This is a genomic window from Pseudoalteromonas sp. SaAl2, assembly GCF_052947895.1.
Map to the genome: position 1 here is coordinate 1,231,746 of NZ_CM129605.1, position 12,431 is coordinate 1,244,176.

General features: G+C 40.8%; 10 protein-coding genes and 3 pseudogenes. 10 read left to right on the forward strand and 3 right to left on the reverse strand.

The genetic code is table 11. The features are described 5' to 3' along the window. Positions 1-5: 5 nt before the first annotated feature. A pseudogene (locus tag ACU8V8_RS06150) lies at positions 6-1,209 on the reverse strand (bifunctional alpha/beta hydrolase/OsmC family protein). 237 nt (positions 1,210-1,446) lie between these two features. Here ACU8V8_RS06150 and ACU8V8_RS06155 point away from each other — a divergent pair. Then, positions 1,447-2,286: an isopenicillin N synthase family dioxygenase gene (locus tag ACU8V8_RS06155; RefSeq protein ID WP_446889150.1), complete on the forward strand. Its 840-nt coding sequence runs from the start codon at positions 1,447-1,449 to the stop codon at positions 2,284-2,286. A gap of 220 nt (positions 2,287-2,506) precedes the next feature. Beyond that, a pseudogene (locus ACU8V8_RS06160) lies at positions 2,507-3,907 on the forward strand (DEAD/DEAH box helicase). Positions 3,908-3,950: 43 nt separating this feature from the next. Here ACU8V8_RS06160 and ACU8V8_RS06165 read toward each other — a convergent pair. Next, a complete protein-coding gene (locus ACU8V8_RS06165) occupies positions 3,951-4,697 on the reverse strand; it encodes a DUF3307 domain-containing protein (protein WP_446889151.1) in 747 nt (248 codons plus the stop codon). After that, entirely contained in the window at positions 4,694-5,320 is a 627-nt protein-coding gene (locus tag ACU8V8_RS06170; RefSeq protein ID WP_446889152.1) for a hypothetical protein, read from the reverse strand. The genes ACU8V8_RS06165 and ACU8V8_RS06170 overlap by 4 nt, the downstream gene beginning before the upstream one ends. A 154-nt stretch (positions 5,321-5,474) precedes the next feature. Between ACU8V8_RS06170 and ACU8V8_RS06175 the strand changes: the two genes are divergently transcribed. From ACU8V8_RS06175 to nudC, 8 genes and pseudogenes are all read left to right on the forward strand, one after another. Then, positions 5,475-5,993: a LabA-like NYN domain-containing protein gene (locus tag ACU8V8_RS06175; RefSeq protein ID WP_446889153.1), complete on the forward strand. Its 519-nt coding sequence runs from the start codon at positions 5,475-5,477 to the stop codon at positions 5,991-5,993. A gap of 141 nt (positions 5,994-6,134) precedes the next feature. After that, on the forward strand, positions 6,135-6,563 hold the full coding sequence (locus ACU8V8_RS06180; protein WP_446889154.1) for a hypothetical protein: 429 nt from the start codon (positions 6,135-6,137) through the stop codon (positions 6,561-6,563). Position 6,564: 1 nt separating this feature from the next. Continuing rightward, positions 6,565-6,777 (forward strand): helix-turn-helix transcriptional regulator, encoded by a 213-nt coding sequence (locus tag ACU8V8_RS06185; protein ID WP_446889155.1) that lies wholly within the window; start codon positions 6,565-6,567, stop codon positions 6,775-6,777. A gap of 348 nt (positions 6,778-7,125) precedes the next feature. Continuing rightward, a pseudogene (gene nagK / locus ACU8V8_RS06190) lies at positions 7,126-8,039 on the forward strand (N-acetylglucosamine kinase). Beyond that, a complete protein-coding gene (gene nagA, locus ACU8V8_RS06195; RefSeq protein ID WP_446889156.1) occupies positions 8,039-9,157 on the forward strand; it encodes an N-acetylglucosamine-6-phosphate deacetylase in 1,119 nt (372 codons plus the stop codon). The pseudogene nagK and the gene nagA overlap by 1 nt, the downstream one beginning before the upstream one ends. A gap of 63 nt (positions 9,158-9,220) precedes the next feature. Then, positions 9,221-10,363, forward strand: a complete 1,143-nt coding sequence (gene nagX / locus ACU8V8_RS06200; RefSeq protein WP_446889157.1) for a transmembrane glucosamine N-acetyltransferase NagX — start codon at positions 9,221-9,223, stop codon at positions 10,361-10,363. 208 nt (positions 10,364-10,571) lie between these two features. Further along, complete coding sequence (gene nagB, locus ACU8V8_RS06205; protein WP_446889158.1) at positions 10,572-11,366, forward strand: glucosamine-6-phosphate deaminase; 795 nt, start codon at positions 10,572-10,574, stop codon at positions 11,364-11,366. Positions 11,367-11,501: 135 nt separating this feature from the next. Then, entirely contained in the window at positions 11,502-12,425 is a 924-nt protein-coding gene (nudC, locus tag ACU8V8_RS06210; protein ID WP_446889159.1) for an NAD(+) diphosphatase, read from the forward strand. The last annotated feature ends 6 nt before the right edge of the window (positions 12,426-12,431 follow it).

Consider the following 12,431-nt stretch of genomic DNA (forward strand, 5'->3'; position numbering starts at 1 on the left):
TGTATTTATTTAACCAGCTCACTGACGATCAGTGGAGCGTTATGCAAGGTTTTATGAACAGGGCATTTGTCTGCTATTTCAAGCAAGCGCATGCGTTGTTCATCAGTTAAATCGCCTATCAGGGTAATTTTTCGGGTGATAGCTTCAATTTTAGCGTCTTTATCACAGTCATCACAATCTGCGTGGTAGTCACGGGTATGATCAAGTTCTACCTTTACATGTTCAAGCGGTAACTTTTTGCGACTCGCATACATACGAAGTGTCATTGCTGTACAGGCTCCAAGTCCGGCGAGTAAATGATGATACGGATCGGGTCCTAAATTACTGCCGCCCGCTTTTAAAGGTTCATCGGCAAGCCAAGTATGATCCTTAGTGCTAACATGTTGAGTAAATACATGGTCTTTTTCTTCCACTAATACATTGCCATTGGTTAGTTTGCCAGAGTATTGAGTTTTATTGTGATCGACATAGCGCTTGGCCCATGATGCGATAACCTCAGCTGCGTAGTCGGCATCTTCTTTGTTAGTGAGTAAGTGATCAGCTTTATCTAAACTAATAAAACTTTTAGGGTGTTTTGCTGCTGCGTAAATTTTTTTCAGCCTCATTGATACTAACCGTGGCATCAATGGGAGAGTGCATAACCAGTAAAGCGCGTTTTAATTTACTGATATGGCTACGATCGTATTTAGCTATATCGTCAACAAACTGCTTTTTAATGGTGAATTCACGCCCAGCTAAACTTACCTTTGCTTCGCCCGCGCTGTTTATTTCATCAAGGTGGGCGCTAAAGTTATACGCTACATGTTGTGCATCTGATGGAGCACCAATAGTTGTAATGGCTTGTACTTCACTTATATGCTCAGCAGCTGCAAGGACCGCTGCACCACCTAAACTATGTCCGATTAATAATTGTGGGGCCTTGAAATGCTCTCTTAAATGGTCAGCAGCAGCGACTAAGTCCTGAATATTTGATGAAAAGTTACTATTGGCAAAGTCGCCATCGCTGTTACCCAGACCAGTAAAGTCAAACCGTAAAACAGCAATACCTTGTTGTGTTAATGCACGGCTAATACGAGTGGCTGCTGCAATGTCTTTACCGCACGTAAAACAATGGGCAAATAGGGCGTAAAATTTAATATCGCCAGCCGGTGACTCTAATTGTCCGGCAAGTTGTAACTCACCACTTTGAAAGGTTAATTTTTGTCGCATTGAATGTACCTTATAGTAGTTAGAAAGAGTAGACCAATATAATAGCGGTATGATTTCAATTTAATTGTGCTAATTTTTAGCGTTTGATCTATATCAACTATTAGTTGAACTCGGTAAAGGGGCGGACATAAGTCCTTATGTTTTTAAGGCTATTTTATTATCCTCGCGAAGCGCAACAATAGAGCAACTGCTATGATTAGCACAGGCTATTGACAACTTAATTCATTGGATACGAACATGCAACTACCTACCGTTGATTATCAAGCGAGCGATGCAGCCGCTCAATTTGTTGAATCTCTTAGAAACACTGGCTTTGGTGTATTAAAAAACCATCCAATTCCGCAATCTTTAGTTGAATCGATTTACCACAACTGGCAGGAATTTTTTAACTCTGAGCAAAAGCATGATTTCTTATTCTCTAAAGAAACACAAGATGGGTATTTCCCACCGTCAGTATCTGAGGTTGCTAAAGGTTTTACAGTAAAAGATATTAAAGAATATTTTCATGTTTATCCAAAAGGCCGTGTACCTGAACAGCTTGAAGCTGATGTACGTGAATATTACCGCTTAGCGAATGAGTTTGCGGCAACGTTATTAAGCTGGGTACAAGCCGAAGCGCCAGTTGATGTACGTGCTAAATTTTCAATCGATTTGAAAGATATGATTGCTGATTCTGAGCAAACGTTATTGCGTATATTGCATTATCCACCTATGACCGGTGATGAAGAACCTGGTGCAATCCGCGCTGCTGCGCATGGTGACATTAACCTATTAACGGTTTTACCTGCCTCTAATGAGCCTGGTTTACAAGTGCAAAAAACTGACGGTGGTTGGTTAGATGTGCCGTGTGATTTTGGCAGTTTGATTATTAATATTGGTGACATGCTACAAGAAGCGTCTGGTGGGTATTTTCCATCAACGATTCACAGGGTAATTAACCCAACAGGCAAGGCGTCTACTAAGTCACGTATTTCGCTACCGTTATTTTTACACCCACGTCCTGATGTTGTTTTATCAGAGCGATATACTGCAGACAGCTACCTGCAAGAGCGTTTACGTGAGTTAGGTGTTAAGTAATTACTCTTCCTAGTGATATGAAAGCGGCTTAATGCCGCTTTTTTATTTTGCTGAGTATTTTATTTTTATTTGCTTGTGTTTATATCGCGGTTTTGAACTCATGAACACTCAATTGATCGTTAGCGAATGAACAGTAGGGTTAATATTCAATGCATTATTGGCCACGATCGGTATAATGCGCGCAACTGGCCACTTTGGCCTTATTTAAAAGAGAGTTTATATGAGTTTTGATGGGTTAGGTTTATCACAGTCTTTAGTTAATGCAGTTTTAGAAAAGGGGCTATGAAACGCCAACACCAATTCAGGCTCAGGCCATTCCTGCGATCATCGAAGGTCGTGATGTAATGGCAGCAGCGCAAACAGGCACAGGTAAAACTGCTGGTTTTACGTTACCGCTGATTGAGTCGTTAGCCAAAGGACAAAAAGCCAAAGGTAACCAAGTACGCGCGTTAATTTTAGCGCCAACTCGTGAGCTTGCGTTGCAAGTAAGTGAAAACGTTGAAGAGTATGCTAAGCACTCTAACATCAGCTCATTTGTTGTTTATGGTGGGGTTAAAATAAACCCGCAAATGCAAAGACTTCGTAAAGGTGTGGATATTTTAGTGGCGACACCTGGGCGACTTATTGATTTACATAATCAAAATGCTCTGAAGTTTGATAACCTTGAAGTATTAGTACTTGATGAAGCTGACCGTATGCTAGATATGGGCTTTATTCATGATATTAAACGTATTATTAGTAAGTTACCTGAAAAACGTCAAAACTTAATGTTTTCTGCTACATTTTCAGATGAAATTCGTGCACTTGCAAAAGGTTTGATCAATGATCCAGTTGAGATTTCAGTAGCAGCAAAAATACCACGGCGAAGAGCGTTACACAATCAGTGTATGCTGTAGACAAAGCAAGTAAAACTGCACTTTTGAGTCATTTAATTCGCAGTAATGATTGGCAGCAAGTTTTAGTATTTAGTCGAACTAAGCATGGTGCCAACCGTTTAGTTAAGCAACTCGAACGCGATGACATTGTGGGTGCTGCAATTCATGGTAATAAATCACAAGGCGCACGTGTTAAAGCATTAGATGGCTTTAAAAGCGGTGAAGTGCGTGTTTTAGTGGCTACTGATATTGTGGCTCGTGGACTTGATATTGTAGAGCTTCCACATGTAGTAAATTATGATTTACCAAACATTTATGAAGATTACGTTCACCGTATTGGCCGTACAGGTCGTGCGGGTGCTACAGGCCATGCTATTTCGTTTGTAACGACTGATGATGCTGCTGATTTATACGGAATTGAACGCTTTATTGGTGAGCTTATTCCTCGAGCTTCTGAGCCGGGCTTTGAGCCAAGCAACCCAGTGCCAGAAAGAGCACTTGATGCAAAGCCGATAAAACCTAAAAAGCCTAAAAAAGCTAAACAGCCGTTTTCAAAGCCTAAGTCTGATAGCAAAAAGCCAAACAATGGTGGTAATGGCACAGGACCACGCCGTGGGGGGTCTAAAAAACCTGCCGCTAAAGGCGAGGGGGAGCAACAAAATCCATGGGCGAAACGTCAGTCTGTCGGTGGTAATTCACAGCGCCGTCGTCGCCCAAGTAATGGCGGCTCGCAGGGGAACGCTTAACCTTTGCCGAAATAATAAATAACGCGCTTTAATAGCGCGTTTTTTATTGTGCAATTAAAAAGTTAATAGTTAAACCGATAAATAAAGTCACCGTTACACTTAACAAAGTACCTAGCATCACATACTCAGTGAGTTGCTTTTCTTCACTAGCTCGTAAATCCCCAAAACGAAAAATAGACTTGGCCGCCAGTAAAAAGCCAACACCTGCATACTCACCTAATAAAATAAATGTCAGCATTAAAACTCGCTCTAATATACCAATACTGTGCCCTGCAGCGGGAATGCTGCCTGATGTAGAAAAGCCACTGGTGATACGCTCAAGAGCCATGCGAATAAATACCGAGCTTGGGTTAAGCATTAATAAATAGCCTGTCAGTACAATTAAATTATCGAGGGCAATAAGTTGGTGTACTAGTTGGTTGTAAAAGTCGTGGTTATCAGCAAGCCACACCGCGACCATGACGATAACAATTAAATGAGCACATTGATCTAGCACAAAAGGGATCACCCCTTTGTTTGAGTATGATTTGGCAATATCAATAAAGTAATGGCTAACCGCTATCGCTACAGTCGCAAGTGCTATGTTCAAGCCGTCTCCCCAACCATAGTGGTATTCCCATATAGCAATCACGAGGGCGCTGACTAGGCTGTGCATTAAAACATGTAAGTAAAGCTTACTTGCGCTAAAGTGCCGTGTGTTTCTATCGTGGACCCAGCTCATGGGTTGCCAATAAAAATCGGCAAGTAAATGAGCAATAACAAGACCTGTTAATAATAAATAAAAGCTCACGTCGTCACTCCTTTGAGCTGTTGCTCGATAGCATGTTTGCTGTAATTCAAAAAGCGCTCTATAAGTTGGTAATGTGCTAAATTAAGTAACTTAGTCACATTTTCACGACTGGTTTTAAGCTCTTTGGCAAGCTCGCTATGACTGTTATTGTTGGTGGTTAAATAGTAGAACAATGCATTAGCTTGCTTTTGGCTCATTTTATCGAGCAGCACATCAATGAAATCTATATTAAGTGCGAAGCTTGTATCGAGCGGACTATGCTCAATTTGCAATAATAACAGTTGGTTCATTGCATCTAAGCCTTGGCCAGAGAGCGTATACGCAGAGCCCGTGGCTGTTTTTATATCAGCGCGAGGGTTATCCAGTTTACCAACAGCAAGGCTTTGGCGTAATGAATAATTGGCTGATTTTAGCTGTAAGTAGAGCAAGACGGCTGCACTGCACACATCAGTTGGATCAGGTAATTGTATTTGTAGGGCATCACCGCGATAAACACTGAATTGACCATTAAACTTGCTTACAATAAAGCGTAAGCTTTGATCTAGTTGATAAAGCATATCATCGTACTGATGTTGCGGAATTTTTTGTGATTTGATCAAGTCGCCACTAATGACTGCAATCATTCTTTTTACCTAGCTAAATGTAACCTATATCAGTTACTTTTTGTTATGTAACCAAATTCAGTTACTTGTTGCTAAGTAACCAATTTAAGTTACTTTTAGCTTTTTTTCAAGTTAACTATGCTACATTGTTTAAAACTTAATTGAAGAGCAGTTTATGTCGCAATCATCAGAGTCGTTAGCTATATCACAAATAGCCTCAAAGCCCAGAGTCGGAATATTTGTTGATGTGCAAAATATTTACTACACCTGCCGACAAAGTTATGGCAAAAATTTTGATTACAATGCATTTTGGGCACACGTAAGTGAGCGTTACGATATTGACTGCGCATTCGCTTACGCTATTTATCGAGGTGATGATAAACAATCACAATTTCAAAATATCTTGCGGGCAATTGGTTTTGAGGTAAAGCTAAAGCCGTTTATTCAGCGTAAGGATGGCAGCGCTAAAGGGGACTGGGACGTAGGTATAACCATCGATATGCTCGAGCAGGGTAAAAACCTCGATCGTGTTATTTTGCTCTCAGGTGATGGCGATTTTGCGCTATTACTAGGCCATTTAAAGCATAAGTACAATGTACCCGCTGATGTTTATGGCGCAGATAAATTAACTGCCGAAGCGTTAAAACAAAGTGCAGAGCATTTTTATTGTATCGATCAGTCATTGTTACTATAAAAGAAGAACATTCAATCCTTATGTAAAATAACCTTACCCCCATGTTAAATATGTTTGACATTGGGGTGGGGGAACTCTATAGTTTTGCATGTTAGATATATTTAACATGAAGCTTGTAATTCTTTACACAAGGAGCAAATAATGAGTTACACACAAAAAACACGGTTATTAGAAGCGAGCATAACGTTAGTCGTGCTGTTTAATTATTTACAAGCCGTGCTGTCAATGACCCCAGAAGCACAGATGGATCCAACACTTGCTAGTGGCTTACTAATAAAGTTAGTGATTCAAACGGTAGTAATGTTGGTAATTATGCATAGTATTTTAGCTGCGTTTAACTCAAAATACGCTAACCAAGCTAAAGATGAGCGTGAACAAGCAATCGCCTTGAAGGCTAAAAGTGTGAGCTTATTTGTTTTGCAGCTAGGTGTTGTTAATGCTGTTTTTGCCCTATTAGTTGACTCAGTTTACCCAATACCAATGAGCCCAGTACATCAGTTAGTTATCGCTGCATTATTGAGTGAGGTGATTGGCGCAGCTGTTGAAACATGGTTATTGCACAGAGGTTAAAATGGCAAAGTTAGCAATCACAAATACAATTAGAACCCAGCGATTTCACCATAATGAAATGACTCAGCAGCAGTTAGCTGATCACGTTGGCGTAACGCGTCAAACAATTGCTGCAATAGAATCCGCTAGGTATTCTCCTTCATTGGAAGTGGCATTTAAAATTGCAGCGGTATTTGGTCAGCCTCTAGAAAATATATTCCAATATTCACCTTGAAACTTTACTAATTTATTTTTAAGCTGTACCTTAAGAATGTTATTTGATTTCAAATAAAATAACGTTCTTAAACAACTTTTAACTATTATCGATAAAAAAACGAGTGAGAACCATAAAACTAACCTGTATTTAAAATAACCGGCATAAATTTATTTTTACTAAATTTCTAGTTAATTCAGGTAATTACAAATTAATATAAAAGTTATATGAATTTTTATCAAAAATATAATGACAACGCTGTCATTTGTTGTGTAACATTAATTCAACATGGGTTGAGGGTGAATCGCATTAATATAATAAAAAAAGTGCGGTTGAAACAAATATAAAACGAAGGTTAGAGGTCGTTAGATGATGGCTAAGAGTGCGAATGAGGACCAATTGTTTATTGGTATCGATGGTGGCGGAACAAAGTGCCGTGCAACTATATACTCTGTACAAAATGGGGTATTAGGAACTGGTCTTGGCGGCCCCGCGAATCCACTACACGGGTTAGAGCGCACATTAGAGTCAATAATGGTGTCTACACAACTCGCTATGCGTGACGCAGGCTTACCCCTAGAGAGCATTCATCAAATATATGCGGGTCTTGGCTTGGCTGGTGTAAACCTACCCAGCTTATATGAAAAAATAAGTGAATGGGAACACCCATTTAAACAAATGTTTTTAACCACAGATCTGCATACAGCCTGTATAGGCGCACATGATGGCGGTGATGGCGCGGTTATCATCACGGAACCGGATCGTGTGGCTTCTCATATGTGAAAGGTCAGTCAGTGAATTATGGCGGTCATGGTTTTGCTTTAGGCGATAAAGGCAGTGGTGCGTGGATGGGCCTTGAAGCAATAAAAGCGGCATTAGTTGATTTAGATGGTTTAGGGCCTAAAACTGCCCTGACAGCAATTATTAAAGAACACTTTAATACTGATAACGCGATGGGTATAGCTGAGCAGATGGCCGGCCAGCCTTCAAGCAGTTATGCTAAACTTGCTCGATATGTATTTGATGCAGCACATCAAAACGATGAAATTGCATTAGCGATAGTAAAAGAAGGCGCAGCGTACGTAAGTCAATTAGCACATCGTTTATTAGAGAACAACCCACCACGTTTAACAATGATAGGCGGGCTTGCAGAGCCGCTTAATAAATGGCTTGACCCTGCTATTGCAAAACTGGTTGAAGCACCAATTCAACCCCCTGAAATGGGTGCTATTTATTTTGCACAGCAGTCGGTATTAGAACAAAATCAAAAGGTAGCTTTGTAATGAAAAAATTTTACCGTGCTGAGTGTTTATTCACTGGTGAAAACTTTATTGATGACGCTTTATTTAGTGTGGCGAATGGAGTTTTTCAATTAGAAACCCAAATCGATTGCGCGGTTACAGAACTCGAAGGCTTAGTAGCACCAGGGTTTATTGATGTACAAGTTAATGGCGGCGGCGGGGCGTTTTTTAATGCTGAACAAACGCCACAATGCCTAAATAGAATAGCCAAAGCACACGCTCAATTTGGCAGTACGGCATTAATGCCAACGCTCATTACTGATAAAGTTGAAATCATGCAAGCAGCGGCCGACGCCACAGCAAAAGCAATTAGCGAAGGTGTACCGGGAGTTTTAGGTATTCACTTTGAAGGTCCGCACTTATCATTGCCTAAGAAAGGCACGCATAGTGAGCGGCTTATCCGGCCTATCAGCGAACAAGAATTTGCAATTTATGCACGCCAAGATTTAGGTATCAAAATGGTCACTTTAGCGCCAGAAAATGTCAGTGTTGCTGATGTTGAGCGCTTAGTGGAATGTGGCGTTAAAGTATCAATTGGCCATACAAATGCGGATTACGCAACGACGATGGCGGCGCTCAATGCTGGTGCTGATGGGTTTACCCATTTATATAATGCGATGTCTGCATTTACCTCACGTGAGCCGGGTGTTGTTGGTGCCGCGCTTTGGCATGATAACAGCTGGTGTGGTTTGATAGTGGATGGTCATCATGTTCATCCATTATCAGCTCAGTTGGCAATTCGCACTAAGCAGCGTGGCAAAATTATGTTAGTAACAGATGCTATGCCACCGGTCGGTACCGATGATTTGGAGTTCGATTTTTTTGATGACCGAAAGGTGATCCGAACAGGCGACAGACTTAATTCTAGTACTGGAGAGCTTGCGGGCAGTGTGCTTGATATGGCCAGTGCGGTGAGAAATACAGTGAACTCATTGGATGTAAGCCTAGCTGAAAGCTTACGAATGGCGGCACTGTACCCAGCCCAGTATTTAAACCTCAAGAAAAAGGGACGCTTACTTGATGGCTTTGACGCAGATTTTGTAGTGCTTGATGAGCACCAATATGTCAAAGCCACGTATATTGCAGGTAAAGCAATTTAACGTTTCCCTGGAAAAAACCCCGCCGTAGTATCGCGGGGCTTTTTGTTTTAAGAGAAGAAAAATATGACAACAACGCAAGCACAAGTAAAACCGGTTAAAAAACGTTTAGCATCACTGGATGCATTACGTGGTATGGATATGTTTTGGATTTTAGGGGGGCAATCAATTTTTGCCGCTTTATTTGTATTAACAGGTTGGACTGGCTGGAAGGCGTTTGAGGCGCAAACGGTTCACAGTCAATGGCATGGCTTTACATTTTACGATTTAATTTTTCCGTTATTTATATTCTTATCTGGTGTGGCGATGGGGTTGGCACCTAAGCGCATAGATCACTTGCCTTGGGGTGAGCGTAAAGTATTTTACCGCAAAGCGATTAAGCGGTTACTTTTATTAAGTGCATTAGGTGTCATGTATAACCATGGTTGGGGGGCTGGCATTCCACTGGCACTGGATGAAATACGCTATGCCAGTGTGCTAGGGCGCATTGCTATCGCATGGTTCTTTTGCGCCATGTTGGTATGGCATACAAGTATTCGCACCCAACTATTTACTGCCATTGGTTTGCTGTTTGGCTATTGGCTACTTATGTGTTTTATTCCTGTTCCGGGTGGGACTGCTGGTGACTTAAGTGCTGCGGGTAGTTGGAATGCATGGTTTGATAAATATTTTTTACCGGGAATTAGTTATCAAAATAGAGCCGTTGATCCAGAAGGCGTATTGTCAAATTTACCAGCTATTGTGAACGCGATGATTGGTGTATTTGCAGGTCAGCTAATTGCTAAAGCAAGTAAAATTGGTGAGTGGAAGACGGCAGCAATATTATTTGTAGCAGGTGTTATCAGTATTTGTTTAGGCTGGCTGTGGGATTTACAGTTCCCAGTAAATAAAGAGTTATGGACCAGCTCTTTTGTACTCGTTACCGTTGGGTGGAGTGCCATATTATTGGCAGTATTTTATGCATTGGTCGATATTCTCAATGGACAAAAGTTGGCCTACCCGTTTGTGATTATTGGTGCTAACTCAATCATTATTTATTTAGCATCTAGCTTAGTCAATTGGGAGTTTATCAGTATTAGCGTATTTGGTGGCTTTATTTCGGCTGCTAGCGAGCCATTGCAACCGCTCATCACAGTGATTGCTTTATTACTAGTGCAAATGCTGGTATTGCACTGGATGTATAAACGTAAAATATTCGTCAGTGTTTAGCCCTTTAGTGGATAAAAAAATAGTTTTTTATTCACTTTTACTTTACAAACGAATTGTAAATAGCAATAATGACAGCGTTGTCATAATGGTATTAACCTAGACTGATGTATCCCAGTCAGGTTTGATCTAAAACCCAACTCGATTGCACGTGGAGTTGGGTTTTAGATCCCATTTTTTTATCAACTAATTAATAACTGAGCAAACTAATATGCAAATAGTCATTTTAAATGATGCGGCAGCCGTAGCGGCATATGGCGCAAATATCTTCGCACAACAATTACAACAAAAGCCAACATCAGTGCTCGGTTTAGCAACGGGTTCAACGCCGGTTGCGTTATACCAACAATTAATAGCTAAAAATAAAGCCGGTGACATATCTTTTTCACAAGCGACGACATTTAACCTTGATGAATACCTTGGCTTAACAGGTGAACACCCACAAAGTTATCGCTTTTTTATGAATGAACAACTGTTTAATCATGTTGATATTGATACTGCAAATACATTTGTACCACCGGGTGATGCAACCAACCCTGTGACAGCTTGCAATGAATACGAAGACAAAATTAAAGCTGCAGGTGGAGTCGATGTACAGTTATTAGGCATTGGTCGTAATGGTCATATAGGCTTTAACGAACCATCATCAGGCTTAACATCGCGTACACGCGTTAAAACGCTGACAAAAGCGACCATCGACGATAATGCACGTTTTTTTGCCGCTGATGAATACCAACCACACTTATCTATTACGATGGGTATTGGCACAATTTTAGAAGCTAAAAAAGTCGTACTATTAGCAACGGGTGAAAATAAAGCTGACGCAGTTTTGGCAATGATTGAGGGGCCATTAATGGCGAAGTGTCCAGCTTCGGCACTGCAATTACATAAAGATGCTGTTATCGTGATTGATAAAGCCGCTGCAAGTAAACTAGAAGATTTAGAGTTTTATCAGCATATCGAAGCTGAAAATCAAAAGTTACAGGCGCAACTTGCAGCCTTGTAATAAGAAGCTAATTTATTGTGTGTTCAAAAAAGCCCTGTGGGGCTTTTTTTTTGCTTGTTTTTTAGTTGATTAATCAATTGGGTTTAACACGGTGTTATGTTAGTTTTAGCCATCTAAATAGCAAAAGGGGTAACAATGCTAAATTACAGTCACATGGCATTGGATCGCGGATCAAACTTAAGAAAAGATACGCAATGGTTGGCAGCACAAAAAAATCAGCAAAGTAGGTGGTTATTAGTTCATAACAATCATACGCTCTTTAATAAAAACAGTGTTGCCGTGACCTTTTTATCTCACGACAAAGTCAGTCACCTCAACTTAGAAAACAGTGTGTTTTTAGGTTTTGACAAACAAAAAATTAACCACTTTGCTTTGGACGTCACTGAGCTTGATGAGGCCAACTTATTAACGTTAACTTCTGGCGCTGAGTTTGTTGATATTCGTCACTATGGCGCGCAAGTGGATATGTTACATGGATCAATGGCTGCACTGGCTCGAGGGTTATGTTATTGGCATGCAACCCATAAATTTTGTGGTCGTTGCGGCACGCAAAATCAATTAGTCGAGGCCGGGCACTCGCGTTTATGCAGTAATCCTGTATGTAAACATCAAACTTTTCCTCGTACCGATCCTGCCGTTATCATGGTGGTTACGCGTAAATTTTCAGATGGGATTGAGCGTTGTTTACTTGGGCGGCAAGCTGCCTGGGCCCAAGGGATGTATTCATCTTTAGCGGGTTTTGTCGATCCTGGTGAAACGCTTGAGCAAGCTGTTGCCCGTGAAGTGATGGAAGAAGCTGGGGTTGTGGTTGATAATGTTCGCTATATTGCTTCACAGCCTTGGCCGTTTCCTTCCTCTATCATGCTTGGCTTTATTGCCGAAGCGGTGACAGAAAAAATCCAAGTAGATAAAGACGAGTTAGACGATGCACAGTGGTTTAGCCGCGAAGAGCTTAGAAAATTTGGCAATTGGCACGAAGAGGGGGAGCACTTAAAGTTACCTCGGACTGATTCAATCTCTCGCTATTTAATAAATTATTGGCTTGACCAAAAAGACTAAACAAGG

Bases quoted from the DNA above. Each gene is read 5' to 3' on its own strand.
- ACU8V8_RS06155 (WP_446889150.1), top strand. From the start codon at position 1,447: ATGCAACTACCTACCGTTGATTATCAAGCGAGCGATGCAGCCGCTCAA.
- ACU8V8_RS06170 (WP_446889152.1), bottom strand. From the start codon at position 5,320: ATGATTGCAGTCATTAGTGGCGACTTGATCAAATCACAAAAAATTCCG.
- ACU8V8_RS06175 (WP_446889153.1), top strand. From the start codon at position 5,475: ATGTCGCAATCATCAGAGTCGTTAGCTATATCACAAATAGCCTCAAAG.
- ACU8V8_RS06180 (WP_446889154.1), top strand. From the start codon at position 6,135: ATGAGTTACACACAAAAAACACGGTTATTAGAAGCGAGCATAACGTTA.
- ACU8V8_RS06185 (WP_446889155.1), top strand. From the start codon at position 6,565: ATGGCAAAGTTAGCAATCACAAATACAATTAGAACCCAGCGATTTCAC.
- nagA (WP_446889156.1), top strand. From the start codon at position 8,039: ATGAAAAAATTTTACCGTGCTGAGTGTTTATTCACTGGTGAAAACTTT.
- nagX (WP_446889157.1), top strand. From the start codon at position 9,221: ATGACAACAACGCAAGCACAAGTAAAACCGGTTAAAAAACGTTTAGCA.
- nagB (WP_446889158.1), top strand. From the start codon at position 10,572: ATGCAAATAGTCATTTTAAATGATGCGGCAGCCGTAGCGGCATATGGC.
- nudC (WP_446889159.1), top strand. From the start codon at position 11,502: ATGCTAAATTACAGTCACATGGCATTGGATCGCGGATCAAACTTAAGA.